The sequence below is a fragment of the Pseudomonas sp. AC136 genome (genome assembly GCF_979258585.1).
Genome location: NZ_OZ409865.1, coordinates 1,096,538 through 1,122,659 on the forward strand (window position 1 = coordinate 1,096,538; position 26,122 = coordinate 1,122,659).

The window sequence follows — 26,122 nt, forward strand, 5'->3', positions numbered from 1 at the left end:
AGTCACTCGTTCATTTGGCAGACCCTCACGAGCCTGCCAATGAGCGCCCTGATTACCCCTCGCCGCCTTCTTCTCACCCTGCTGTGCCTGACGCCGCTGATGGCCGTTGCCACTTGGCAGGCATTGCCGTTGCGCGGTGACCAACTGCCTAGCGTGCCGGTAGCGCGCGGCAGTATCGAGAGCAGCGTGAGCGCACTGGGCACCTTGCAACCACGGCGTTATGTGGATGTCGGCGCCCAGGCTTCCGGGCAAATTCTGAAACTGCATGCCGAGCCCGGCGAGCACGTTGAAGAAGGCCAACTGCTGGTGGAAATCGACCCCTCCACCCAGCAAGCCAAGGTCGACGCCAGCCGCTATTCGATCGACCAACTTAAAGCCGAATTGGCCGAACAGCGCGCCCAGAATGAGCTGGCCAACCAGCAGCTCACGCGCCAGCAACACCTCGCCCGAGGCGGCGCCACCCGCACCGAGGACGTGCAAATCGCCACCGCCCAAGTGCGCGCCAGCCAGGCCCGTATCGCCATGTTCCAAGCGCGTATTCGCCAGGCCGAAGCCAGCCTGCGCAGCGACGAAGCCGAGCTGGGCTACACGCGCATTTACGCGCCCATGGCCGGCACCGTGGTGGCCGTCGATGCCCGCGTGGGCCAGACGCTCAATGCCCAGCAGCAGACGCCGTTGATCATGCGCATCGCCAAGCTGTCGCCCATGACGGTTTGGGCGCAGGTGTCCGAGGCCGATATCAGTCGCATCAAGCCCGGCATGCACGCCTGGTTTACCACCCTCAGTGGCGACGGCCGACGCTGGAACGGCACGGTGCGCCAAGTGCTGCCGCTACCGCCCACGCCGCTGGACCAAGCCAACCAGGGCGGCGGCAGCCCCAATGCCGACGGCGGCGGCCGTGTGGTGCTCTACACCGTGCTGCTCGACGTCGATAACGCCGACGGCGCGCTGATGGCCGAGATGACCGCGCAGGTGTTCTTCGTCGCCGGCAAGGCCGACAACGTGCTGACCATTCCCGTGGCCGCGCTGCAAGACGCCACCGCCACGCCCGACACGTACAAGGCGCTGGTGCTCAATGGCAACGGTCAAATCGAAACGCGCGAGGTGCGCACCGGGCTGCGCGACCGCATGTCGGTGCAGGTACTTGCCGGCCTGGAAGAAGGCGAACGGCTGTTGATCGGCCCGCCAGCCGGGGCCGGAGAATGAGCGTGCCGGCTGAGGAAACCGGCTGCGCCATTGCCCTGATCGCCCTCACTGACATCCGCAAGCAATACGGCGGCAACGGCGCGCCGGTGGTCGAGGTGCTGCGCGGCGTGTCGCTGGCGATTTATCCCGGTGAATTCGTCGCTATCGTCGGTGCGTCCGGTTCAGGCAAATCGACGTTGATGAACATTATCGGCTGCCTCGACCGCCCCAGTTCCGGCACTTACCAATTCAGCGGCATGGACGTCGCCCGACTGCCCGCCGATGAACTGGCCTGGCTGCGGCGCGAGGCATTCGGCTTTGTGTTTCAGGGCTACCACCTGATCCCGTCAGCCAGTGCCCAGGAAAACGTCGAGATGCCAGCCATCTACGCCGGCCTCAGCCACAGCGAACGCCAGGCACGCGCCGCCGCCCTGCTGGAGCGGCTGGGCCTGGGCAGCCGACGGGAGAACCGCCCGCATCAGTTGTCCGGCGGCCAGCAGCAACGGGTGTCGATTGCGCGGGCGTTAATGAACGGCGGCCATATCATTCTCGCCGACGAACCCACCGGCGCCCTCGACACCCACAGCGGCGCGCAGGTCATGGCGCTGTTGGACGAGCTGGCCGAGCAAGGCCACGCCGTGGTGCTGATTACCCACGACCGCGACGTCGCCGCCCGTGCCCGCCGCGTGATCGAAGTGCGCGACGGCGTCATCATCAGCGACAGCACCAGCAGTCCGGCGCCTGCCGCGCAAGGACAAGCGCAAATCGAACAGCTGCAACGGCGCCTGCGCGAACCGAGCACCAGCAGCGCCTCGTGGAGCGGCGAAGTGGTCGATGCGTTAAAGGCCGCCTGGCGGGTGATGTGGGTAAACCGCTTTCGCACCGCGCTGACCTTGCTCGGCATCGTTATTGGCGTGGCGTCGGTGGTGGTGATGCTGGCCGTTGGCGAGGGCAGCAAACGGCAGGTGATGGCGCAGATGGGCGCGTTCGGCTCGAACATTATTTACCTCTCCGGCATCGCACCCATGCCGCGCGCGCCGGAAGGTGTGGTCAGCCTCGACGACCTCGCCGCCGTCGGCACCCTGCCACAGGTGCGGCAGATCATGCCGGTAAACGGCGGCGACACCGTGGTGCGCTACGGCAATATCGACTACTACGCCTACACCCGCGGCAATGGCGTGGCCTTTCCCACCATCCTCAATTGGCCGGTGGCGCAAGGCAGTTTCTTTACCCAGGCGGACGAAGACCGCGCGGCCACCGTCGCGGTTATCGGCCAGAAAGTGCGCGATGCACTATTCGCTGGCGTCGCCAACCCGATTGGCCGCTACATCCTCATTCAGAACGTGCCGTTTCAAGTCATCGGCATTCTCAGCGCCAAAGGCGCCAGCTCCGGCGATGACGACAGCGACAAGCAAATCGTGGTGCCCTACTCCACCGCCAGCATTCGCCTGTTTGGCAAACACAACCCGGAGTTCGTGGTGATCGCCGCCGCCGATGCCAAACGGGTGCACGAAGCCGAGCGGGCCATCGATCGCCTGATGCTGCGCCTGCACCGTGGCGTGCGCGATTTTCAGCTGACCAACAACGCCGCCATGATTCAGGCCGAAGCGCGCACGCAGAACAGCCTGTCGCTGATGCTCGGCGCCATCGCCGCCATTTCCCTGCTAGTGGGCGGTATTGGCGTGATGAACATCATGTTGATGACCGTGCGCGAGCGCACCCGCGAGATCGGCATTCGCATGGCCACCGGGGCGCGGCAGCGCGACATCCTTCGCCAATTTCTTACCGAAGCGGTGTTGCTCTCGGTAGTAGGCGGCATCGCAGGCATCGTCCTGGCGCTAGTGGTCGGCGGCTTGCTGCACCTGAGCGAGATTGCCGTGGTGTTTTCGGCGCTGGCGATGGCCGGCGCGTTTTTCTGCGCACTGATCACCGGCGTGGTGTTCGGCTTTATGCCAGCGCGCAAAGCCGCCCAACTCGACCCGGTAACGGCGCTGACCAGCCCATGAAAAACGTCTTTCCCGCCCTGCTGCCTGTTTGCCTGGCCATCAGTGCGTGCAGCACGCCGCCTGCCGCTATCGAACCGCCGCCCGCGCCGCCGCAATGGGCATCGCCTCATACATCGAGCGCTGGCGACGGCGTTCAGCGCGACTGGTGGAACGCGTTTGGCAGCCCGCAGCTTGCCGCGCTAGTCGCCCAAGCCGAACGCAGCAGCCACGACCTCGCCGCAGCAGAAGCCCGCGTTCGCCAGGCCCGCGCCAGCAGCACCATTGCCGGCGCGGCGCTGCTGCCGGACGTAAAAGGCGGGTTCGATGCGGCGCGCGAAGAGCTGCTCGGCGGCGACGGCTACAGCCAGCGCGACACGGACGGCGACGACCGCCTCCTCGACACCTACACCGCCAGCCTCAGCGCCAGTTATGAAGTGGACTTCTGGGGCGGCCGCGCCGCCGCCCGCAACAGCGCCACACAAGCTCAGCGTGCCAGCGAACATGACCGCGACACCGTGCGCCTGACGCTGCTCAGCAGCGTCGCCAGCAGCTACCTCAACACCCTGGCACTGGCGGAACAGTTGCGCATCGCCGAGCAGAACCTGGCCAACGCGCAGCAGGTGCTCGCGCTTATCGACCAACGCTTCGAGGCGGGCGCCGCCACTGAACTGGAACGGGCGCAACAAGGCAGCCTGGTCGCCGCGCAGCAACGGCAATTGCCGCTGCTGCGCCAGCAAGCGATGGAAGCGCGCATCGGTCTGGCCCAACTGTTGGGGCAGCCGGTGCAGCGGTTGTCCATGGGCGATGAGCGCTTCAGCGAGCTTCATTGGCCGAAGATTGGAGCCGGTGTGCCGAGCGAGTTGCTGAGCCGCCGTCCCGACATCGCCAGCGCCGAAGCGCGCCTGGCCGCCGCCAGTGCCGATGTGCAAGTGGCGCGCGCCGCCATGCTGCCAAGCCTGACCCTCACCGCCAGCCTCGGTACGGGCGCCGATGCGTTCAAGAATGTGTTGGAAAATCCGTTCTACACCGTCGCCGCCGGGCTCACTGCACCGATTTTCAACGCCGGCAAACTGGGCGCTGGCCGCGACCTGAGCCAGGCTCGTCAGGAAGAACTGCTGCACAGCTACCGAGGCGCCATCGACGCCGCGTTGGCCGACGTCGAAAAAGCCCTCACCGCCATCGCCGGACTGGACCAGCAACGCACCTGGCAAGACCAGGAACGCCAACACGCCCAGCGCGCTTTCGAACTGGCGCAGAACCGCTACCAATCAGGCGCCGAGACCTTGCTCAGCGTGCTGGAAACGCAGCGTGTGTTGTTTCAGGCCGAAGAAGGTGGCGTGCAACTACGGTTAGCGCGGATGCAGGCGGCGATTGCGTTGTACAAGGCGTTGGGGGGTGGTTGGCGGTCGTAGCAATCGCGTCTGCCGCTGCCCTCACCCCCGGCCCCTCTCCCGCAAGCGGGCGAGGGGTGACGTTGGCCGAACTGTGGATGTGAAGCCGATACTCCGTTAAAGCCCCCTCTCCCGCTTGCGGGAGAGGGCTGGGGTGAGGGGCCGTGCTGTTGGCCCTACGCCGAATACTCCGGCGGCAACGGCGGCAACTCGTCCAGCAACTGGCTCAGCCCCTGCGACCATTGCTGGCGGACCCCTTCAAAATACGGGTCACTTTCCAACACGCGAAATCCGGCTGGCACTTGCAGGCTGTCGGCTTTGTAGACGACCACGTCCAGCGGGAAGCCGACCGACAAGTTACTGCGAATGGTCGAGTCGAACGACACCAGCGCGCAGCGCAAGGCTTTGTCGAGGTCGGTGTGGTAGTTCAGGGCGCGGTCGAGGATCGGTTTGCCGTATTTGCTTTCGCCGATCTGGAAGAACGGCGTGTCGTCGGAGGCCGAGATGAAATTGCCCAGTGGGTAGATGTTGTACAGCTCTGCCGGCTGACCGCTGATTTGCCCGCCAACCAGAAACGAGCAGCTCAAGTCGACGCCCGCCGCCATCGGCGAGTTGGCGTCGCGCGCCATGACTTCGCGCATGGTGTCGCCCACCAGCGTGGTAGCGCCGTACAGGTTGACCACGTTGTTGAGGTGCACGCCGTCGTGGTTCAGGCGCGTGCGCAGCAGGTTGATCACCGCTTGCGAGGTGGCCAGGTTGCCGGCGGTTTGCAGCACGATCAGGCGCTCGCCGGGTACGGCGAATACATGCAGTTTGCGAAACGTGGCGATATGGTCGACACCGGCATTGGTGCGCGAGTCAGAGACGAACACCAGGCCTTCGGCCAGGTTCAGAGCAACGCAATAAGTCATCAGAGTCCACACAGGCAAGGACGCCCGAGCAGCGAAGCCGCGTCGGGCGTTAGGAGTTAACCGCTTATTGCGCGGCTTATGAGGTTATTGCTGCTGCACCCGCACAGGCGACACTTCCACGTGCGCGTGCATTTGCTCCACCCCGCCGCCACGGCGCATGCCGCGTACCGGGCAAGCGTCGAGATAATCCAGGCCGACCGCCAACTTCAGATGACGCTCAGGTTTAGCCAGGCAATTGGTCACGTCGAAGCTGTACCAAGCGCCATCCAGCCAGGCTTCGGCCCAGGCGTGGCTGGACAGGTGGTCGTCGCGGTCGGTGAACAGATAACCCGACACATAGCGCGCCGGAACGCCCAGGCTACGGGCGCAGGCGATAAACGCATGGGCTTGGTCCTGGCATACGCCTTTGCCACCAGCGAAGGCTTCGGCGGCGCTGGTCTGCACATCGGTGACGTCTGGCTGGTAGCGGATGCGGGCGTTGAGGCCGTGCATCAAATCGATCATGCAGGAACGGTCGCGGCGGCTGTTGCATTGCACCATCGCGAACTCGCGCAAGGCCTGGTCGGCCTCGGTCAATCGGGTGGTGCGCAAAAACGGCAGCGGCGACTGCTCTTCGTGTTCGCACTCGCTCGACTCGTCGATTTCAACCTGGCCACGGGCGCCGAGCAGAATGCTTTCGTGGGGCTCGTCGAGGGTCAGCACGTGAAGAATATTGCCGTACGGATCGACCTGCGCGCGCACCGGGCGCGGCAGGTTCAGTTCCCAGCTGATCACCTGCTGACGCTCGCTGTCGTGCGGCGTCATGCGCAGGTATTGAATGCTGTTACGCACCTGATCTTCGTAGTGATAGGTGGTGTCATGGCTGATTGAGAGTCTCATGCGACCTCCAGGTAAGACGTTTGAATGGCCTGGCCTAGCTTGCGCACCAGCAGGATGAAATCGGTGAGCCAGCCATGCAGGCCTTCGTCGAGCACTTCATTGATGCTGGTGTAACGCAGGCGCGCCTCCAGCTCCGCCGCCAGACGCTGCGCCGGCCGGCCGTTTTCACCGGGCAGGCTGGCGAGCATCAGGTGCAGTTCGTCCATGCACGAGCGCAAGGAACGCGGTACATCGGGACGCAGCAACAGCAGCTCGGCCACCTTGCGGGTGCCGGGCGAGCCACGGTAGATCTCGGCAAATGCCTCGAACGACGACAGCGCCCGCAGCAAGGCGGTCCACTGGTAATAACTGCGCGCCGGGCGGCCGTCGTTTTCGTCGATGTCTTCGCCCAGCATTTCGTAGCGGGCATCGAGCAGGCGCAGGGTGTTGTCCGCGCGCTCGATAAACGTGCCCAGGCGAATAAAGCGGTACGGGTCGCCGCGCATGATGGTGCCGAAGGTGGCGCCGCGGAACAGGTGCGAACGCTCCTTGGCCCACTCGCAGAAGCGGCTGATGCCATAACGCCCCAGGCCCTGCTCGGCGATGCCGCGAATCTCCAGCCAGGTGGCGTTGATGTTTTCCCACATGTCGGCGGTGATACGCCCGCGCACGGCATGGGCGTTGGTACGCGCCGCTTGCAGGCAGCAGTAGATGCTCGCCGGGTTTTCCGAATCCAGCGCAAAGAAATGCAGCATGCGCTCGGCGTGCAAGGGGCCGTGACGCTCCAGGTATTCGTCCAGCGTGCCGGTGATCAACAGCGGCAGCGCCAGCTCTTCCAGGCCGTTGCCGCGCCCGTCTTGCGGCATCAGCGACAGCGAATAGCTCACTTCCAACATGCGCGCGAGGTTCTCGGCACGCTCCAGGTAACGGGACATCCAGTACAGGTCAGAGGCAGTGCGGCTCAGCATAATTAGTCCTCCACCACCCAGGTGTCTTTGGTGCCGCCGCCTTGCGACGAGTTCACCACCAGCGACCCTTCTCGCAACGCCACGCGGGTCAAGCCGCCTGGCACTACACGGGTGTCTTTGCCGGACAGCACGAAGGGGCGCAAATCGATATGGCGGGGGGCGATGCCGTTTTCGACAAAGGTCGGGCACGTTGAAAGACACAACGTCGGTTGCGCGATGTACGCCTCGGGGCGAGCGATCAACCGGGCGCGGAAGGTTTCGATTTCCGCCTTGCTGGCGGCCGGCCCCACCAACATGCCGTAGCCGCCGGAGCCTTGGGTTTCCTTGACCACCAAGTGTTCCAGATTGGCCAGCACGTGCTGCAACTCCACCGGCTTGCGGCACTGGAAGGTCGGCACGTTTTTCAGAATCGGTTCTTCGTCGAGGTAGAAGCGGATCATCTCGCCGACGTAGGGATAAATGGATTTGTCGTCGGCCACGCCCGTGCCGATGGCGTTGGCCAGCACCACATTGCCGCTGCGGTAGGTCGAGAGCAGACCCGGCACACCGAGCATGGAGTCGGGGTTGAATGCCAATGGGTCGAGGAAGGCGTCGTCGAGACGGCGATAAATCACATCCACCTGCTTGGCGCCGGCGGTGGTGCGCATAAAGACTTTGTCGTCGCGCACGAACAAGTCGGCGCCTTCGACCAGTTCCACGCCCATTTCACGGGCCAGAAACGCGTGCTCGAAATATGCACTGTTAAAGCGCCCAGGCGTCAGCACCACCACGTTGGGGTTATCCAGCGGGCTGGAGCTTTTCAGGGTGTCGAGCAGCAAATTGGGGTAGTGGTCAATGGGCAGCACGCGCTGGGCGGCGAACAGCTCGGGGAACAGGCGCATCATCATTTTGCGGTCTTCGAGCATGTAGCTCACGCCGCTGGGGGTGCGCAGGTTGTCTTCGAGCACGTAGTACGTGCCGTCGCCGTCGCGCACCAAGTCGACGCCCGAGATATGCGCGTACAGATCGCGATGCAGATTCAGCCCCTGCATCGCCAGCTGGTAACCCTCGTTGGCCAGCACCTGCTCGGCCGGAATGATGCCGGCTTTGATAATGCGCTGGTCGTGGTAGAGGTCGGCGAGAAACATGTTCAGCGCCTGCACCCGCTGGATGCAGCCGCGCTCGACAATGCGCCACTCACTGGCCGGAATGCTGCGCGGAATGATGTCGAAGGGAATAAGCCGCTCGGTGCCTTGGTCGTCGCCGTACAAGGTGAACGTGATGCCAGCGCGGTGAAACAGCAGATCAGCTTCGCGGCGGCGCTGCGCCAGCAACTCATCCGGGGTGTCGGCCAACCAGCGCGCGAACTCCCGGTAATGCGGACGGCATTCGCCGTTCGCCAGGTACATCTCGTCATAAAAGGTGCGGGTCATGCCGTACTCCTTGTCACCCGGACGTGCATAGGTATTGCAAAGCCCGAGCCATCCGTCTTATTCGTTAGATATCAATCACTTGAAAATAAGACACTTACCCTGCGCACCATAATCGCGCATTCCTTGACGCACCGTGCGTGGCCACGCCCTGTTGCGCGGCACCCTTGAAGATAGCCGCTTCGCTTGGGTGTTTCCTTATGACCAGTGGAGTTGGGGTTGATTGCAATTAAATATGGGGGATGGCTTCGAGGATCGGCGCGGTCGACGGTTGGGGTTCCAGGTTCGTTCAGGTAATGGTGCTCGCCATGCAAGCCTGGATCCCGAATCGTCGGACCGCCGCCTTCGCGAGGATGACGGTGGTTTTGAGGGATGGCCGTGTGTCAACTGACGCATTGCAGGTGTACAGAAATTCCAAACTAAACCTCCGTCATTCCCGCGAAAGCGGGAATCCAGTATTTCGGAAGGATCGCCTTTCCCTGAACGACTCTGGATCCCGAATCGTCGGACCGCCGCCTTCGCGAGGATGACGGAGGTTTTGGTGATGGCCGTGTGCCAACTGACGCATTGCAGGTGTACGACACCCTAAAAACATACACCCGTCATTCCCGCGAAAGCGGGAATCCAGTATTTCGGAGGAATCGCCATTCCCTGAACGACTCTGGATCCCCGCGTTCGCGAGGATGACGGAGGTTTAGAGGGATGACTGGGTGTCGACTGAAACACCGAAGGAGCACGACAACCACAAACAAAACACCCCCCACCTCACCCAAACGCCAACCCCAACCACCGCCGATAAAACCCCTCCGCCACCGCATTCAACGCCGCCACTTTCTCCGGCAAATCCTCAAGCATCTTGCGTTTCGACTGCTGACTCGGCTGGGTCTCATCCAGCAGATGCTCAAAGTCGTTCAGCCACAGGCGCACCAGTTCTTCGGTCATTTCCGGGTGCCCCTGCAGGGCGAGAATCTTGTCGCCCCAGGCAAACGCCTGGTTGGGGCACCACGGGCTGGAAAGTAGTCGCTGGGCGCCAGGTGGCAGGTCGAAGGTGTCGCCATGCCATTGGTAAATCGGAAATTCGTCCGGCAGATGTTGCAACCATGGGCTGGGCTCGGCCTGGATGGCCTGCCACAGCGGCTGCCAGCCGATTTCCCGGTAAGGCATGCGGTGCACTTGCGCGCCCAGCGCCCTGGCCAGCAGTTGGCCGCCGAGGCAATGACCGATCAGGGGAATGTCGCGGGCTATAAACCGTTGCAACGCCGCAATCTCTACGTCCAGCCACGGCAAGGGATCATTGACGCTCATGGGGCCGCCCATGATGGCCACGGCTTTGGGCCGCTCCAGGTCGTAACCGTCAAGCTCGTCAAGGTCGGCGCGCAGCACGGAAAAATCCAGCTGGCGCTCGTCGAGCACCCGCGCCAGGTAGCCCGGCGGGCAATAGTCGACGTGGGTAAGAATCAGAATGTCGCTCATCGCTGAACCGCCTCTTTTTTCCACCTGATCAGGCAAACCTCGTGCCGAGGCAGAGTCAGCGTTTCAGAAAAGTGTCGCCGGGCACCGACCCGCTTGTGGCCGGCCGGTGCATTCGCGGTGTGGCGCCTGTTATTGGCGGGTCAGACCCGCAACCCTTTGAGTTCCTGCGTAACACCCCAGCCGTCGAGCACGCCACCCAACGGGGCGACCATCGACTCCAAGTCATGTTCGAACGCACCAATGCCGTCATAGGTGGCGTACATGACTTTGCTGATCAACACGTGCCAGGCGCCGTCATCACGCTCGCTCACCTGGGCATTGAGTACTTCACTGCGGAATTTTTTCGCCACCATGCGGGCCCGCTCCTCGTCGGGAAAAATGGCGTAGAACTCGATTGGGTGGATGCGGGCAAAGTCGAAGCCGCCCTCTTTCATCCGGCGCAACACATTGCTGCTGATGTCGTTATGGCTTGCTGTGCTCATGATGCGACCCCCTCACATGCGATGGATGGTTTGACCGCTTTCCCATTGCTGCTGCCAGCTGACTGCGCTGACGTCGCGACAGATCCGAAAGACCCATCACCCGAGGCTTGTTGCATTTGCGTACTGCGGCGTAGAGCGTGTGCTAGCGGGCGCCCAGCGAGGACGCCCTGTTTCAGCGTAGTGCCTTTCCCACATTTGTGCAGCTTTGGTTACAGACCTTTGCGTTCTGCGATGGCCGCAAAGCGCGTCTGAATAAAACTCGAAACCCGCGTCATGGCCAGATCGGCGATATCCAGCAAGCCGGCGTGGGCCTGAAAAACATGCCAACAACCGGGATAGCGTTGCAGGTGAACATCCACGCCGGCTGCGGTGGCGCGCTCGGCCAGACGCAGGCTGTCGTTGAGCAGCACTTCGTCTTCGCCGACCTGAATAAGCAGGGGCGGCAAGCCGCTCAGGTCGGCGTAAACCGGCGACAGAAACGGGTCGCGACGGTCAACACTCGGCGGGCAAAACAGCGAGCCGGCCTGGTGGATCCAGGCCAGGCTCAGCAATGGATCGCCCGCTGGCGGCTGGTGCAACTGGCTGAGACTGGCGTCGGTCAGCGGCGAGAAACACACCAGCGCCGCCGGCATGGGCAGCCCGTTTTGCTTGATGCGCAAGGCCAGGCCGAGCGCCAGATTGCCGCCAGCCGAATCGCCGCCAAGCATAATTTGCTCGCTGCCATAACCTTGAGCCAACAGCGCCTTATAGGCCGCCAGGCCATCGTCGAGCCCGGCGGGAAACGGGTGCTCAGGCGCCAGCCGATAATCCAGTGCGCACACCGCCATTTTTCCGCGTTTGGCTAGGTGGCCGGTGATGGCGCGGTGGGTGGCAGGCGAGCCGATCAGGTATCCACCGCCGTGGAAATACAGCATCACCCGCTCGCCGCCCTCCTCCGGGCGCTGCCATTCACAGGCGCGCCCCGCCAGCGTTGCAGACTCAAGCCGCACGCCGCGCGGCGTTATGGTCGACTTGGTCAGCACGCGCAGCACCATGCGCTGCCCGGCAATGGGCATGGCCGGGCGGATAAGGCCGCGAAAGAACAGGATCATGCTGGTACGCAACACACGGGCTAACACGCGCTGGCTCAAACGCGGCGGTTCAACGAATGCAGTCATAGTGGGCAAGCTCCGGGCGACGGGTTTGGTGGCGGTAAGTAAAGGTGAAGCCAGGCCAGTTATTGGTGTTCTTGCCACTGGCGGTCTTGTACCAACTGTCACAGCCCTGCTGCCAGATCGAACGGTCGATGGCCTTGTGCAGGGACTGGTTGAACTGCGCCTGCACCGTGGGTTTGAGGTCCATGTAGCGCAGTTGATGCTGCTGCAGTTGCTGAAGGCAGCCGAGCACATAGCTGAACTGGCTTTCGAGCATGTAAATGATCGAGTTGTGGCCAAGGTTGGTGTTCGGCCCATACAGAATGAACAGGTTGGGAAAGCCGCTCACGCTGATGCCCAGATAGGCCTCGGCGCCCTCCTTCCAGGCGGCATTGAGGTCGCGCCCGTTGAGTCCGGTGATGTGCATGGGCGCGAGGAAATCGGTGGCGGCGAAGCCGGTGCCGTAGATGATCGCGTCCACCTCGCGCTCGCGGCCGTCGGCGGTGCGTATGCCGGTGGCGGTCACCGCTTCGATCTCCTCGCCCACCACCTCGACGTTGGCCCGCGCCAGTGCCGGAAAGTAGTCGTTGGAAATGAGGATGCGCTTGCAGCCCATGGGGTAATCGGGTGACAGGCGCTGACGAAAAGCAGGATCGGCAATGCTGCGGTTCAAATGCAGGCGAAAGCGCAGCTGCATGGGTTTCATCAGCTTGGGCACCACGGTAAACGCCAGCACCCGCGCCTCGTGCTGGATGTATTTGAGGCCGCGATCCAGGGTTTGCAGCCACGGCAGGCGGCGCATTAGCGCGCTTTCCCAAGGCCGATAGGCGCGATCTGGCTTGTGCAGCACATACGCCGGCGAGCGCTGGAACACATGAAGCTGCGCCACCTGCGGGGCAATTTGCGGAATAAATTGAATGGCGCTGGCGCCCGTGCCGATTACCGCTACGCGTTTGCCGCTGAGGTCGTAGTCCGCGTTCCAGCGGGCCGAGTGGAAGGCTTCGCCGGTGAACTGCTGCAACCCGGCGATGCGCGGCAGCAACGGACGATTCAGTTGGCCGCACGCGCTCACCAGTGCCTGAGCGCTAAACGTTTCGCCATCGGTGCAGGTGACTTGCCACACACCGGCTTCGGCGTCGAACACGGCACTGGCCACTTCGCGGTTGAAGCGAATATGCGGGCGCAACTGGTACTTGTCGGCGCAGTGCTGCTGGTAGGCGAAGATTTCCGTCTGCGGCGCAAATTTGCGCGTCCAGTCGGTTTTGGGCTCGAAAGAAAAGGAATACAGATGGGAAGGCACATCGCAGGCGGCGCCGGGGTAGCGGTTGTCCCGCCAGGTGCCGCCCAGGTCGCCGGCCTTTTCCAGCAGGACGAAATCGCCGATGCCGGCGCGCTTGAGGGTAATTGCCAAGCCGATGCCAGCGAAGCCGGCACCGATAATCAGCACACGCAACGGCGCGGCTGACGGGGACGTTTTAGTCATTGTTGTTATCCCGATGGTCGTCGGGGCTAAGACTAAAGCGTGCGCATGGGCAGAAACAACGGGTACGTCCGTACTAGCTCGAAACGCACCGGTTATTGGCGGACTAGGCGTCGATTGTCCGGGGTAATAGGGCCGAGGCTGCGGTAAGGATTGATGTCCAGCCCACCACGACGCACGTAACGCGCATAAACGGTCAGGCTTTCTGGCTGCAGCACACGTTGCAGATCGAGAAAAATGCGCTCCACGCATTGCTCGTGGAAGTCGGCGTGCTGGCGAAAGCTCACCAGATACGCCAGCAGACTGGCCGCATCCAGCGCCGGCCCACGGTAGCTGACCACCACAGTGCCCCAGTCCGGCTGGCCGGTAACCGGGCAGTTGGACTTGAGCAAATGGCTATGCAGGCTCTCCTCCACCACGCGGCCGGTATCGCAACGCAGCAGCTCGGGCTGCGGCTGGGCGTAGTTGCTGATGGTCACATCCAGCTCATCAATGCAGCGCCCGGGCAACGCCGTCACGCCCTCGGCCTCGACCTCGGCCAGACTGCGCACCCGCACGCCGACCGGCTTGCCGGCGGCGGCGCCGAGGTCTTTTTCCAGCACCGCCTGCAACTCGCCCGCCGTGGCAAATACGCTCTGGTTCAGGGAGTTGAGATACAGCTTGAAGGACTTGGACTCGATGATATTGGGCGAGTCGGCAGGAATCGCAAACTCACCAATCGCCACCACCGGCTTGCCCGAGGGCAGCAGCCACGACAGCTCGAAGCAATTCCAGAAGTCCACGCCCTGATACGGCAGGGTTTCAGCCGTAAGGCCCAACTCGGCCCATTTTGGCGCGCGGGGAATGGGGTACAGCAGCGACGGCGTGTAGGTAGCGATGTATTCGCTGGCCTTGCCTAACGGAGAGTGTTCGACGGCGGGATGCATGGCGGCGACCTGAGGGTAAAAAAAACGCGGCAATTGTATACAAATTGCCGCGTCTTGGGACGTACGTTGGGGTAGACAGGCGATTACTGGCGCATGCCTCGCCCACTCTTCAGCAACTGCACACAGGCGATGTAAAGCACCGTGGTCGCTACGACCATAAAGCCGATGGCAATGCTGATGCGAATATCCGACACGCCCAAGATTCCGTAACGGAAGGCGTTAACCATGTGCAGCACCGGGTTGGCCAGCGACACGGTTTGCCAGAACGGCGGCAGCAGGCTGATGGAGTAAAACACCCCGCCCAGGTACGTCAGCGGCGTCAGCACGAAGGTCGGAATAATCGAGATGTCGTCAAAGTTGCGCGCAAACACGGCGTTGATAAACCCGCACAGCGAAAACACCGTGGCGGTCAGCAGCACCACCAGCACGGTAATGCCCAGGTGGTGAACTTGCAGCTTGGTGAAGAACAGCGACAGGATCGTGACGATCACGCCCACTGCCAGACCGCGCAGCACGCCTCCGATGACGTAGCCGATAAGGATGGTGTGCGGTGACACCGGCGCCACCATCAGCTCTTCTACCGAGCGCTGGAATTTGCTGCCGAAGAAGCTCGACACCACGTTGCCGTAGGCGTTGGTGATCACCGACATCATGATCAGGCCGGGCACGATGTACTGCATATAGGTGAAGCCGCCCATGTCGCCAATCTGACGGCCGATCAGGTTGCCGAAGATGACGAAGTACAAAACCATGGTGATCGCTGGCGGCAGCAACGTTTGCGGCCAAATCCGCATAAAGCGGCGCACTTCGCGGTAGACGATGGTGTTGAGGGCAACCCAGTTGGCTTGCAGTTCGTTGTTCAGATAGTCGTGTTTCATACCGCCACCTTCGCCAGGTTTTTTTCCACCAAGGACACGAACAGCTCCTCCAGGCGATTGGTTTTGTTGCGCATGCTCAGCACCTGAATGTGCTGTTCGCCAAGTTGGCGGAACAGCTCGCTAATGCCCAGGCTTTTTTCCACTTGCACAGCCAGCGTGTGGTCGTCGATCAACTGCGCGGGGTAGCCGGGCAAGTTGGGCAGCACGGTGAGCGAGTCTTTCAGGTCAAGCAGGAAGGTTTCCACGTGCAGCTTTTTCAGCAGGCTGCGCATGCTGGTGTTTTCGACGATGCGGCCGTGGTCGATGATGCCGATGTTGCGGCACAACTGCTCGGCTTCTTCGAGGTAGTGAGTGGTGAGAATGATGCTGATGCCCTGCTCGTTCAGCTCGGTGAGGAAGGTCCACATGGAGCGGCGCAGTTCGATGTCCACGCCAGCGGTGGGCTCATCGAGAATCAGCAAGCGCGGTTGGTGAATCAGCGCGCGGGCGATCATCAGCCGGCGCTTCATGCCGCCGGATAATTCACGCGACGCCGAGTTGCGTTTGTCCCACAGGCCGAGTTGGGTGAGGTACTGCTCGGCGCGCTCTTTGGCGATGCGCTGGGGAATGCCGTAGTAACCGGCCTGGGTCACGACAATGTCGAAGACCTTTTCAAACTGGTTGAAATTGAATTCCTGCGGCACCACGCCCAGGCAACGCTTGAGCTGCGAGGGCTCGCGGTCAAGGTCATGGCCGAACACGTTGACCGTGCCGCTGGATTTGGTCACCAGCGTGGAAAGAATGCCGATGGTGGTCGATTTACCGGCACCGTTGGGGCCGAGCAAGGCGAAGAAGTCGCCTTCGGCTACATCCAGATCGATGCCGTGCAGCGCTTGAAAGCCGTTGCCGTACGTCTTGGTCAGGCCACGGATAGACAGGGCAGAACTCATAGGAAATACACACTTAAATAAGAAAATTGGAGCGGGAGACGCGGCCGCCGTGTTCTCAGGCGTTACGGCGGGCCGCGCAGTTTAGCGCCACGGGCAGTGGACCGCTAAACCGCTTCCCAGGTTGTTTTTTTATCGGTCAGGTTAGCGCCGTCATCACCGCTGTCTGGTACGCGGGCCGCTGTTTCAGGCGTTCGTACCAGGCCTGCAAATGAGGCAGGTCGGGGCGCTGGATGGGCATTTCAAACCAGGCGTAAATGCCGGCGCCGAGCGGGATGTCGCCTATGCCGAACTGCTCACCGGACAAATACGGCTGGCTGGCCAAGGCCTCATTGGGCATGGCCAGCAGCTCACCGCAGCGCTGCAAGGCGGCAGCGATACGCGCTTCGTCGCGCTGTTCGGGCGGGGTACGCACGGTGCCCCAGAACAAATCGCGGAACGCGCCGGCAAACACCGAGGTGGACCAGTCCATCCACTTGTCGCCAACAGCGCGCTGGGCGGGGTTCTGTGGATACAACACACCGTCGCCATACTGGGCTGCGAGGTAACGAACGATGGCGTTGGATTCCCACAGTACTAGGTCGCCGTCTTCAATTACCGGCACCAAACCATTGGGGTTCATGGCGCGGTAGTGCGGTTCGTTCACCACCCCGAAAGCGCCACCTGCATCGCGTCGTTCGTAGGGCACCCCTACTTCTTCGGCGGCCCACAACGCTTTGCGCACGTTGCCGGAATTCTTGCGTCCCCAGATCGTCAGCATCGGTTTGTTACCTTCTATTTCGCTTTTTTTGGCTCAGGCATCCTACCTGCCTGAGCCAAAGAAAACAGACTTGGAAATTGATGTTAGCTATCGAGGCGCTTCATGGTTCCGGGGTTTTGCCCCAGCGCATCGCCTGCACCCGCTTAGCAGCAGTAAAGACTGACTGCGCAGTCACGCCAGCCGCGGCGTGCGCGGCCGTTATCCAGTGCGAACTGAACAACGCGAGGGTGGTCACTATCACTGAAGCGGCCGGGGCAAGGTGTTCACTCACCTGGGTTTCCTGGGGGTGCCGAGTTCAATTCGATGACGCCAAGCCTGGCTTGGCGCCCTTCTCGCCAGTCCCTCTCTCGCCACACCTACTAAGCTCGACACGGTCGGCATTCAGCCGGTCCGTTCCAAGGAGGACGTTGCATGCTTGCTGTCTGGTTAGTTGTTCTGGTGCTGGGCGTGGCCTTTCTGGCCCACCGTCGCCTTTCGCCGTTGCCTGCCATTGGCATCGTCGCCGTCTACCTGGTGCTCATGGGCATTTACAGCCATGCACCGACCTGGCTGATGGCCATTCTCTGGCTGGTGCTAATCGCCATCACCGTGCCGCTGGTACTGCCGGAACTGCGCCGCAAGCTGTTCACCGCGCCGCTGTTCGCCTGGTTCCAGAAAACCTTGCCGCCGATGTCGGAAACCGAGAAAGACGCCATCGAAGCCGGCACCGTCTGGTGGGACGGCGAGCTGTTCAGCGGCCGCCCGGATTGGAACACCCTGCTCGCCTACCCGAAGGCAACGCTCACTGACGAAGAACAAGCGTTTCTCGACGGCCCCACCGAAGAACTGTGCGCGATGGTCACTGACTGGGACATCGGCCAGCACATGGATTTGCCCGAAGCGGCCTGGCAGCACATTAAAGAGCACGGCTTCTTTGCGTTGATCATTCCCAAGGAGTACGGCGGCAAAGGCTTCTCGGCCTACGCCCACTCGCAAGTGGCGATGAAACTGGCGACCCGCAGCGGCGACCTGGCCTCCACCGTGATGGTGCCTAACTCGCTCGGCCCGGCGGAATTGCTGCTGCACTACGGCACTGACGAACAGCGCCAGCACTACCTGCCACGCCTGGCCCGTGGCGACGACATTCCATGCTTCGCCCTCACCGGCCCGCTGGCCGGTTCCGATGCCGGGGCCATGCCTGACGTCGGCATCATCTGCAAAGGCCAGTGGAACGGCGAAGAAGTGATTGGCCTGCGCCTGACGTGGGAAAAACGCTATATCACCCTCGGCCCGGTAGCGACGCTGCTCGGTCTGGCGTTCAAGGCCTACGACCCGGACCACTTGCTCGGCGACGAAGAAGACCTGGGCATCAGCCTGGCGCTGATTCCGACCGACACCCCCGGGGTGGAAATCGGCCGTCGCCACTTGCCGCTGGGCGCCGCGTTTATGAACGGTCCCAACTCGGGTAAAGACGTTTTCGTGCCGCTGGACTACCTCATCGGCGGCCAGCCGATGCTGGGCAAAGGCTGGATGATGCTGATGAACTGCCTGTCGGTAGGCCGTTCGATTTCGTTGCCCGCGGTGGGCACCGGTGCGGCCAAATACACCAGTCTGGTCACCGGCCAGTACACCCAGGTGCGCGAGCAGTTCAACGTGCCGCTGGCGGCCTTCGAAGGTATTCAGGAAGCACTGGCGCGCATCGGCGGTAACGCCTGGATGATGGACGCCGCGCGTATCCTGACTGCCAACGCGGTCGACCTGGGCGAAAAACCTTCGGTGCTCTCGGCGATTCTCAAGTACCACCTCACCGAGCGCGGTCGCGAGTGCATCAGCCACGCGATGGACGTGCACGGCGGCAAGGGCATCATCATGGGCCCTAACAACTACTTGGGCCGTTCGTGGCAAGGCGCACCGATTTTCATCACCGTGGAAGGGGCGAACATTCTCTCGCGCAACCTGATGATCTTCGGCCAGGGCGCTATTCGCTGCCATCCGTACGTGCTCAAGGAAATGGCCCTGGCCGGCCGCGAAGACCGCGACCGTGCGCTGGTGGAATTCGATGAACTGCTGATGCAGCACATTGGTTTCGCCATCAGCAACGCCGCCAGCAGCCTGATTCTGAGTCTGACCTTCGGCAAAATCGGCCGCGTGCCGGGCGACAGCTTCAGCCAGCCCTACTTCCGTGCGCTTAACCGCCTGGCCGCCGGCTTCGCCATGCTTGCGGACTTCAGCATGATGCTGCTCGGCGGCGAGCTGAAACGCCGTGAACGCTTGTCGGCGCGCCTGGGCGATGTGCTCAGCAACCTGTACCTGGCCTCGGCAGCGCTCAAGCGTTACCACGACCTCGATTACCCGGAGCACTTGCGTGCGTCGGTAAGCTGGGCGATGGAAGAAAGCCTGGGCAACGCCGAGCAGGCGCTGGCCGACTTGCTGGAAAACTTCCCCAACCGCTTCTTTGGCTGCGCGCTGAGCTTGCTGGTGTTTCCGTTTGGCCGTCGCCACAAGGGCCCATCGGATGCGCTGGATGCCGAGATTGCTGGCATTCTCACCCGCCCCGCCGGCGACCCGGCACTGGAAGCGGTGCTGGCCGGCTGCTTCCGCCCAACCGACCCGACCGACGCCGTGGGCGCGCTGCAACATGCGGTGAACCTGCTGGGCGCCAGCCATGGGCTGCATAAAAAGCTGCATGTGGCGGTGAAAGAAGGTCGTCTCACGCCGCAGCCAGGCGAAAGCTTGATTGATGCGGCACTGGCGGCCGGCGTGCTGCAAGCCGAGGAAGCGCAGAACCTGCGTGACGCGGAAGCGGCACGGCGTCGCGTGATCGACGTGGACGATTACGCCAAAGAAGAACTGACCCTGGGCGAAGGCAAGATCCGCTAACGCCCACCCCAGGCGGCAACACGACAACGGGCGCGAAGGCCTCTATACTTCGCGCCCGTTTTTGTTGCTGAGGAATCGCCCATGTCCAGCCCCTATCTCGACCATCACCTGGCGCTGCTGACCCACCTGCGCGGCATTCTGGTTGCGCTGGGCGAAGCCGAACAGGTTCCGGAAGAAAGCCACGCGCTGTTTCTGGAACGCTTCGACGAATTGCTCACCCTGTTGCCGCAGGAGCCTGAGCAAAGCCTGTACCTGGGCCAGGATTTGATGTGCCAGGTCATCCACCGCTACCCGCAAATCGCCCACCTGGTGCCGCGCGACTTGCTGTGGTTCTTCGGCGGCGACTGCCTGCACTTTATGCCGGACGAAGAAATCACCCTGTTCCAGGCGCTCGATGAGCGTCGCTACGAAGCGGAACAGAACGACGAGCCGTTTGACTGGGAGCGTGAAAAGCAATTTTTGGCCATTCCGCGTGAAGGCAGCACGCACTAAAGCAAATGCCTCTACGACACCTGTAGGAGCGGCTTTAGCCGCGATGCGATCGCCCGGGCGGCACCGTTTTCAGGCCCGGCCAATCGCGGCTAAAGCCGCTCCCACAGGAAACCGATTGGGCTTTGGCCACAAATCGCGCACAAACAAAAACGCCGCTCAATGAGCGGCGTTTTTGTTTATTTGGAGCGGGAAACGAGACTCGAACTCGCGACCCCGACCTTGGCAAGGTCGTGCTCTACCAACTGAGCTATTCCCGCAATACATCTACAGCTTGAATGGCGTCCCCTAGGGGACTCGAACCCCTGTTACCGCCGTGAAAGGGCGGTGTCCTAGGCCACTAGACGAAGGGGACATCAACCTTTTTTACCAGCAACGCCTAACAGCACTGCCGTCTAAATTTGGAGCGGGAAACGAGACTCGAACTCGCGACCCCGACCTTGGCAAGGTCGTGCTCTACCAACTGAGCTATTCCCGCGTCTACAACTTGGTCTTTACCGCCTGGAAAATGGCGTCCCCTAGGGGACTCGAACCCCTGTTACCGCCGTGAAAGGGCGGTGTCCTAGGCCACTAGACGAAGGGGACACAGGTTGTGCATGACGCACATTTTCCAACCTTCGCTGCGCTTGCGTATTGCCTTACGCTGCGAAGTGGCGCGAATTCTAGGGAGCCTTTTGAGGGTCGTCAACACTTGAGTGAAAATTAATTTAAATCAATGACTTCTGTGTAGAAGCTGGTCGGTGCCTATCCGCAATAGCACATAGGCACTACACTCGGCCGAAACTCCAGCAGTCGAGAGGTTCTAAAGGTGTCCCCACTCGTAATCACTCTACTGATCGTAGCGGGCATCGCGATTCTGTTCGTGATCGGTTACATCAACCATACGGTAGAGAACAGCAAACTGGAGAAGGCCCGCCAAAAGGCCGACTTGGGCGACCGTCTGCGCCGTTGTGCAGATGTTTCCGACTCCCTTCCCGGCCAGTTCATGTCCCCTGCCCTCAAGCAGCTGCTCAATCGGTTGATGCTGCAATTTGCCGAACGCTTGCTGGCCGTCGACAAGAGCCAGACCGCCGTTAAAGACCGCATTGAAGAGCTACGCGGCCTCATCGGCCAGGGCGATGCATTGGTAGTGCGTAACCCGCCGCAGCCGATCGTCAACGAAGCTAAAGCCAAAGACGTTCGCGTGGTGCTGGAGATTCTCCACGGCCAGATCACCCGCGCCGCGCAAGACAAACTGCTGCCCACCGCCGAAGCGAAAACCTGGCTGGAAGAAGTTCGGCACATTCTGGTGCAGGTGCATATCGAGCTGTTTACCACCGCCGGTCAGAGCGCGATGCAGCAAGGGCAACCCGGCCATGCGCGACTGGCCTTCGAACGCGGCGTGCAGTACATCCGAAAACAGCCCGACGCCAAGCGTTATCAAGCACCGCTCAGCACACTGGAAAAACAACTGGCACGGGCCAATGCCATGGTCCTGGAAAGCAACAAGCCGGCGGCCGACGAAACAAACGAGCTCAACGAGGGCATCAGCTCGATGGGCGACGAAGACTGGAAGAAAAAGAACATGTACGACTGAGTGTTCTCAGCGCCAACAAAAAGCCCGGCTCGATGCCGGGCTTTTTGTTGGGCGTTAATCGCGTTGGGCTTCGCTGCGCTCAACCCAACCTACGCGAACATCACTTCTCCGTAGGTTGGGTTGAGCGTAGCGAAGCCCAACACATCGTCAGCTCAACACTCAGTCAACCGCAAAAATATCGCGGCCAACGCTTCAATCCCACGCTGATCCGCCTCACTGAAGCGCGCCAGCTTCGGGCTGTCCAGATCCAGCACGCCGATCAAGCGCCCTTCTTTTACCAACGGCACCACCAGCTCACTGTTCGACGCACTGTCGCAGGCGATATGCCCAGGAAACGCGTGCACATCTTCCACCCGCTGGGTTTGCAGGCTGGCCGCCGCCGCGCCGCATACGCCTTTGCCGAATGGAATGCGCACGCAAGCCACCTGGCCCTGGAACGGCCCGAGCACCAGCTGTTCCTGTTTATTCAGGTAGAAGCCGGCCCAGTTCAGGTCGTCCAGCTGGGTATAAAGAAACGCGGAAAATTGCGCGGCATTGGCGACAAAGTCGCGCTCATCCGCCAGCAGTGCTTCCAGCTGCGCCGTCAACAGGCCGTAGCCTTCCAGGCCAGCGCCGGTGCTTTGTAAATCGATCACGACTGTTTCTCCAATAATTGCAGCCCCACCCAATTGCGGGCGAACTGATAGGCACAACGGCCGTTACGGTTGCCACGGCTGGTGGCGTAGCGGGCCGCAAGTACGCCGAGCTCTTCGCTCCACGCCCAGTCGAGGTTGGCCTGCTTGGCCAACACACCAATCCAGTGGCGCACCACGTCGTGGAAATGTTCCTGAGTGAACGGGTAGAACGACAGCCACAAACCGAAGCGATCCGACAGGGCGATTTTGTCTTCAATCGCCTCGCTCGGGTGCAGTTCGCCGTTGACCATTTTGCTGTCGAGGTTGTCGCTCTCTTTCTCCGGCACCAAGTGCCGGCGGTTCGAGGTGGCGTACAGCAGCACGTTTTCTGGCGCCCGCTCCAGCGAGCCGTCGAGCACGCTCTTGAGTACGCGGTAGTCGCCCTCGCCCGCTTCGAACGACAGGTCATCGCAGAACAACACGAAGCGCTGCGGCAGCTTGGCGATCAGCTCGACAATGCGCGGCAGGTCGGCCAGATAGTCACGCTCGATCTCGATCAAGCGCAGCCCTTGCCCCGCCAGCTCGGCCAACAGCGCCCGCACCAGCGACGATTTACCGGTACCACGCGCGCCCCACAGCAAGGCGTGGTTAGCGGGCAAGCCGGCGACGAATTGGCGGGTGTTGCGGGCTAAGTGATCGCGCTGGGTGTCGACGCCGATCAGGTCGGTCAGGCGCAAGTCGAGGCTGACTTCCAGCGGCTGCAAATAGCCGCCACGGCCTTCGCGATGCCAGCGCGCGGCGACGGTCTGCGACCAGTCCACCTCAACACGCAAGGTCGGCAACAACGGGTCGAGGCGCGCCAACACCGCGTCGGCACGCTCCAGAAAGGCATTCAAACGGGAGTCCACGATTTACTCCTTTTTTGCGAAGGGAAACTCAATGTGGGCCGGGCAAGCAGCAAATCTATTCAGCTATGCTTGCCCAATGCTCAGAGACGAGGCTGGTTCACGACCTTATGGATATAACGCTCACCCATCGCCTGTCGTTCAAACAGGCCAGCCTGACGGTTCTCGTGGCGTTGATCCTCGGCACCTTGCTCAGCCTGCTGCAGGTGAGCAGCGATTATGCCAGCGAAGACGCCTCGATCAACCGCGAGATACGCGCGCTGTTGGAGATCAGCCATAACCCGGCGACGCGCATCGCCTACAACATCGACACCGAACTGGCGCAGGAACTGGTCGCCGGCCTGCTGCGCTCACCCGCTGTGATCAACGCGCAAATCATCGACGACACCGGCACCAGCCTGGCCAGCGCCACCCGCTCGCGCATCAACAGCCCCTATCGGATGTTCAGCGACCGGCTGTTCGGCCAGAGCCGTCATTTCGAAGACCCGCTATTCGTTAACCATTCGCCCACCGAAACCATCGGCCTGCTGCGCCTTGAAGTCGACACCTTCGCCTTTGGCAGCAATTTTCTACGACGCGCGCTGGTCACGCTGCTGAGCGGCTTCGCCTATAGCCTGCTGCTGTCGATGATTTTGCTGGTGGTGTTTTATTTCATGCTGACCAAGCCGCTCACCGACGTGATTCAAGCCATCAGCGCCCGCGACCTGCGCCGGCCAACCCGGCAGAAGCTGCCCTGCCCGTCTGGCCATGAAAACGATGAAATCGGCATTTTGGTCGACGTGACCAACCAGCAACTGTCGAGTTTGTCGGAGGAAGTCGAGCACCGGCGCAAAGCCGAAGACCAACTCACGCAGTACCTGGGCGAGCTGGAAAACATCATTTCGGCACGCACCAACGAACTCAAAGCCAGCAATACCCGCCTGACCCTCTCCAACCAGGAACTGGAAAGCGCCCGTGCCCGCGCGAACCAAATGGCCCTGGCCCGCGCCACGTTTCTGGCCAACATGAGTCACGAAATCCGCACGCCGCTCAATGGCCTGCTGGGCATGCTCGGGTTGGCGCTGGACAGCCCGCTGAGCGCCGAACAACGGCAACAACTGAGCATCGCCCACAACTCCGGCAAGGTGCTGGTGGAGTTGCTTAACGACATCCTGGATTTGTCCAAATTCGAAGCGGGGCAACTGGAGCTGGAGTCGATTCCGTTCGACTTCGCCACACTGGTGGAAGACACCGCCAACCTGCTCTCGCAAAACGCCGCCGCCAATGTTGAATTGACCTGCCTGATCGACCCGCGCCTGCCTGCCCTGCTGCTCGGCGACCCGACGCGGGTTCGGCAAATTGTCAGCAACCTGCTTTCCAACGCCCTGAAATTCACCCACAACGGCCGCGTCGACATCCGCATCGCCTTCACCGACCCCGGCATCCGCATTACCGTGACCGACAGCGGCATCGGTATCGCCGAAGACGCCCAAGCGCGCATTTTCCAACCCTTCGCCCAGGCCGGCGTCACCATCACCCGGCAATACGGCGGCACTGGGCTGGGGCTGGCGCTTACCCGCCAACTCTGTGAAGCCATGCACGGCAAGCTGACGTTGAAATCGGTGTTGGGCGCGGGCAGCGAATTCTGCGTTGAGCTGCCGCTGGCCGCGGCCGCACCACCGGCCTTGCTGCCGGCGCTGAGCGGGCGGGTCGTAGGGCTGTGCGGGGCCCAGACCGGTTTGGCCGAGCTGCTGCAAACGGTTCTGCCGGGTTGGGGGCTGAGCTATCAGCGCCTGGATGACTGCTTGGCGCCACCGCTGCAAAGCGCCGACCTGGTGATTACCGACCGCGCAGAAGAACTGGCCAACCTGCGCGAGCACTTCGCCCACACGGTGCTGTTTATCAGCGCCTATGGCAGCTTTCTACCCAGCGACCTCGCCACCAGCTTGGCGCCGGTGCTGCAGTTGCCGCGCCCGCTGTCGCGTGCCGCCCTGCACAAAGCCTTACAGCGTTCTCTTGAACCGGGCGGCGAGCCCGTCTCCACGCCAGCGCCCGCGAACGCGCCGATGCCCTTGGAGCAAAAGCGTGTGCTGCTGGTGGAAGACAACGCCGTGAACCAACTGGTGGCCAAAGGCATGCTGAGCAAAGCCGGCTGCGAGGTGCTGTTGGCTATCAATGGTGTGGAGGCGCTTGAGGTATTGGAACGCGAGGCCATCGACCTGGTGCTGATGGACTGCAACATGCCGGTGATGGATGGCTATGAAGCCACTCGGCGCATCCGCCAGCAGCCCCGCTGGAGCGACTTGCCGATTATTGCGCTGACAGCTAACGCCCTGCCCGACGAGCGCGAGCGCTGCAGGGCCGCCGGCATGAACGACTACTTGGCCAAGCCGTTCCGCCGTGATGAATTGCTCGCCCTGCTCAACCAATGGCTGCCCGCTACGGCGCTGTCATAAAACGATCCAGCAAGCCGCCCAACTGCTCGCGCAGGCCATCGAGTTCATTTAGGTCCAGCCCGCTTTCGCACAGCAATCGCTGCTTGAGCGGCAGCACCTGCGCCTTCAACGCCAAGCCTTCAGCCGTAAGGGCCAAATGCACTTCGCGTTCGTCCCGAGCGCTGCGCTGCCGGACCACCAAGCCCAACTGCTCCAGGCGTTTGAGTAACGGCGTGAGCGTGCCGGAATCCAGCAGCAATCGCTCGCCGAGCGCCTTCACCGTCGGCTGCTCAGGCGGGGTTTGCTGCCATTCCCACAACACCAGCATGGCCAGGTATTGCGGGTAGGTGAGCCCGAGCTGGTCAAGCATCGGCTTGTAGCCGCGAATCACCGCGCGCGAGGCGGCGTACAGCTTGAAGCACAGCTGCTTGTCGAGCTGCAGCGCGGTGGCGGCGTCCAGCTGCGGTGCCGTTGGAAGAACATCGTGTTGGCTCATCGAC

General features: G+C 62.0%; 22 protein-coding genes and 4 tRNA genes. 7 read left to right on the top strand and 19 right to left on the bottom strand.

Annotated features, from left to right (window positions below):
- Positions 1-39: 39 nt before the first annotated feature.
- The 3 genes from ACZZZU_RS04915 to ACZZZU_RS04925 are packed head-to-tail and all read left to right on the top strand — an operon-like array spanning position 40 to position 4,582.
- A complete protein-coding gene (locus tag ACZZZU_RS04915; protein WP_463549936.1) occupies positions 40-1,206 on the top strand; it encodes an efflux RND transporter periplasmic adaptor subunit in 1,167 nt (388 codons plus the stop codon).
- Between the two features lie 29 nt (positions 1,207-1,235).
- Positions 1,236-3,191 (top strand): MacB family efflux pump subunit, encoded by a 1,956-nt coding sequence (locus ACZZZU_RS04920; protein WP_463552104.1) that lies wholly within the window; start codon positions 1,236-1,238, stop codon positions 3,189-3,191.
- On the top strand, positions 3,188-4,582 hold the full coding sequence (locus tag ACZZZU_RS04925; RefSeq protein WP_463549937.1) for an efflux transporter outer membrane subunit: 1,395 nt from the start codon (positions 3,188-3,190) through the stop codon (positions 4,580-4,582). The genes ACZZZU_RS04920 and ACZZZU_RS04925 overlap by 4 nt, the downstream gene beginning before the upstream one ends.
- A gap of 155 nt (positions 4,583-4,737) precedes the next feature.
- Here the strand turns inward: ACZZZU_RS04925 and ACZZZU_RS04930 are convergent, their stop codons facing one another.
- The 12 genes from ACZZZU_RS04930 to ACZZZU_RS04985 all read right to left on the bottom strand — a co-directional run bounded on the left by ACZZZU_RS04930 (position 4,738) and on the right by ACZZZU_RS04985 (position 16,765).
- The gene (locus tag ACZZZU_RS04930) at positions 4,738-5,472 is read right to left on the bottom strand and encodes a proteasome-type protease (RefSeq protein WP_122497972.1); all 735 of its coding nucleotides are present in this window, start codon (positions 5,470-5,472) and stop codon (positions 4,738-4,740) included.
- Positions 5,473-5,556: 84 nt separating this feature from the next.
- Positions 5,557-6,351, bottom strand: coding sequence for a transglutaminase-like domain-containing protein (locus tag ACZZZU_RS04935; RefSeq protein WP_122497970.1), 795 nt, complete (start codon positions 6,349-6,351; stop codon positions 5,557-5,559).
- Positions 6,348-7,298, bottom strand: coding sequence for an alpha-E domain-containing protein (locus ACZZZU_RS04940; RefSeq protein WP_122497968.1), 951 nt, complete (start codon positions 7,296-7,298; stop codon positions 6,348-6,350). Before ACZZZU_RS04940 ends, ACZZZU_RS04935 begins: the two co-directional genes overlap by 4 nt.
- A 2-nt stretch (positions 7,299-7,300) precedes the next feature.
- Positions 7,301-8,710 (bottom strand): circularly permuted type 2 ATP-grasp protein, encoded by a 1,410-nt coding sequence (locus tag ACZZZU_RS04945; protein WP_122453267.1) that lies wholly within the window; start codon positions 8,708-8,710, stop codon positions 7,301-7,303.
- Positions 8,711-9,472: 762 nt separating this feature from the next.
- Positions 9,473-10,180, bottom strand: coding sequence for a type 1 glutamine amidotransferase (locus tag ACZZZU_RS04950; RefSeq protein ID WP_463549938.1), 708 nt, complete (start codon positions 10,178-10,180; stop codon positions 9,473-9,475).
- A 140-nt stretch (positions 10,181-10,320) separates the two neighbouring features.
- Positions 10,321-10,662 (bottom strand): ribonuclease E inhibitor RraB, encoded by a 342-nt coding sequence (locus ACZZZU_RS04955; RefSeq protein WP_122453269.1) that lies wholly within the window; start codon positions 10,660-10,662, stop codon positions 10,321-10,323.
- 209 nt (positions 10,663-10,871) lie between these two features.
- Entirely contained in the window at positions 10,872-11,819 is a 948-nt protein-coding gene (locus tag ACZZZU_RS04960) for an alpha/beta hydrolase (RefSeq protein ID WP_463549939.1), read from the bottom strand.
- Complete coding sequence (locus tag ACZZZU_RS04965; protein WP_463549940.1) at positions 11,803-13,278, bottom strand: flavin-containing monooxygenase; 1,476 nt, start codon at positions 13,276-13,278, stop codon at positions 11,803-11,805. The genes ACZZZU_RS04960 and ACZZZU_RS04965 overlap by 17 nt, the downstream gene beginning before the upstream one ends.
- Before the next feature lie 92 nt (positions 13,279-13,370).
- The gene (gene queF, locus ACZZZU_RS04970) at positions 13,371-14,201 is read right to left on the bottom strand and encodes an NADPH-dependent 7-cyano-7-deazaguanine reductase QueF (protein WP_463549941.1); all 831 of its coding nucleotides are present in this window, start codon (positions 14,199-14,201) and stop codon (positions 13,371-13,373) included.
- Between the two features lie 83 nt (positions 14,202-14,284).
- A complete protein-coding gene (locus ACZZZU_RS04975) occupies positions 14,285-15,064 on the bottom strand; it encodes an ABC transporter permease (RefSeq protein ID WP_463552105.1) in 780 nt (259 codons plus the stop codon).
- Positions 15,065-15,075: 11 nt separating this feature from the next.
- The gene (locus ACZZZU_RS04980; RefSeq protein ID WP_463549942.1) at positions 15,076-16,008 is read right to left on the bottom strand and encodes an ATP-binding cassette domain-containing protein; all 933 of its coding nucleotides are present in this window, start codon (positions 16,006-16,008) and stop codon (positions 15,076-15,078) included.
- A 136-nt stretch (positions 16,009-16,144) separates the two neighbouring features.
- The gene (locus ACZZZU_RS04985) at positions 16,145-16,765 is read right to left on the bottom strand and encodes a glutathione S-transferase family protein (protein WP_463549943.1); all 621 of its coding nucleotides are present in this window, start codon (positions 16,763-16,765) and stop codon (positions 16,145-16,147) included.
- 411 nt (positions 16,766-17,176) lie between these two features.
- Here ACZZZU_RS04985 and ACZZZU_RS04990 point away from each other — a divergent pair, with 411 nt between their 5' ends.
- Together ACZZZU_RS04990 and ACZZZU_RS04995 are read left to right on the top strand one after the other, a co-directional pair.
- The gene (locus ACZZZU_RS04990; RefSeq protein WP_463549944.1) at positions 17,177-19,624 is read left to right on the top strand and encodes an acyl-CoA dehydrogenase; all 2,448 of its coding nucleotides are present in this window, start codon (positions 17,177-17,179) and stop codon (positions 19,622-19,624) included.
- 81 nt (positions 19,625-19,705) lie between these two features.
- On the top strand, positions 19,706-20,116 hold the full coding sequence (locus ACZZZU_RS04995) for a PA2817 family protein (protein WP_122453276.1): 411 nt from the start codon (positions 19,706-19,708) through the stop codon (positions 20,114-20,116).
- 181 nt (positions 20,117-20,297) lie between these two features.
- On the opposite strand, the gene ACZZZU_RS05000 is transcribed toward ACZZZU_RS04995, so the two are convergent.
- The 4 genes from ACZZZU_RS05000 to ACZZZU_RS05015 all read right to left on the bottom strand — a co-directional run bounded on the left by ACZZZU_RS05000 (position 20,298) and on the right by ACZZZU_RS05015 (position 20,698).
- A tRNA-Gly gene (locus ACZZZU_RS05000) sits at positions 20,298-20,373 on the bottom strand.
- A gap of 19 nt (positions 20,374-20,392) precedes the next feature.
- Positions 20,393-20,468 (bottom strand) — tRNA-Glu (locus tag ACZZZU_RS05005).
- Positions 20,469-20,515: 47 nt separating this feature from the next.
- Positions 20,516-20,591: transfer RNA gene (locus ACZZZU_RS05010), tRNA-Gly, on the bottom strand.
- A 31-nt stretch (positions 20,592-20,622) separates the two neighbouring features.
- Positions 20,623-20,698 (bottom strand) — tRNA-Glu (locus ACZZZU_RS05015).
- A 223-nt stretch (positions 20,699-20,921) separates the two neighbouring features.
- Between ACZZZU_RS05015 and ACZZZU_RS05020 the strand changes: the two genes are divergently transcribed.
- The gene (locus ACZZZU_RS05020) at positions 20,922-21,689 is read left to right on the top strand and encodes a hypothetical protein (RefSeq protein ID WP_122497953.1); all 768 of its coding nucleotides are present in this window, start codon (positions 20,922-20,924) and stop codon (positions 21,687-21,689) included.
- Between the two features lie 152 nt (positions 21,690-21,841).
- Here ACZZZU_RS05020 and ACZZZU_RS05025 read toward each other — a convergent pair whose 3' ends face one another.
- Together ACZZZU_RS05025 and ACZZZU_RS05030 are read right to left on the bottom strand one after the other, a co-directional pair.
- Entirely contained in the window at positions 21,842-22,324 is a 483-nt protein-coding gene (locus ACZZZU_RS05025) for a GAF domain-containing protein (RefSeq protein WP_122497951.1), read from the bottom strand.
- Positions 22,321-23,211 (bottom strand): ATP-binding protein, encoded by an 891-nt coding sequence (locus tag ACZZZU_RS05030; protein ID WP_122497949.1) that lies wholly within the window; start codon positions 23,209-23,211, stop codon positions 22,321-22,323. The genes ACZZZU_RS05025 and ACZZZU_RS05030 overlap by 4 nt, the downstream gene beginning before the upstream one ends.
- 107 nt (positions 23,212-23,318) lie before the next feature.
- On the opposite strand from ACZZZU_RS05030, the gene ACZZZU_RS05035 reads away from it, so the two are divergent.
- Positions 23,319-25,643 carry a hybrid sensor histidine kinase/response regulator gene (locus ACZZZU_RS05035; protein ID WP_463549945.1) on the top strand — a complete coding sequence of 775 codons (2,325 nt, stop codon included), beginning with the start codon at positions 23,319-23,321 and terminating at the stop codon, positions 25,641-25,643.
- On the opposite strand, the gene ACZZZU_RS05040 is transcribed toward ACZZZU_RS05035, so the two are convergent.
- Positions 25,627-26,118: a MarR family winged helix-turn-helix transcriptional regulator gene (locus ACZZZU_RS05040; RefSeq protein WP_463549946.1), complete on the bottom strand. Its 492-nt coding sequence runs from the start codon at positions 26,116-26,118 to the stop codon at positions 25,627-25,629. The genes ACZZZU_RS05035 and ACZZZU_RS05040 overlap by 17 nt on opposite strands.
- Between the last annotated feature and the right edge of the window lie 4 nt (positions 26,119-26,122).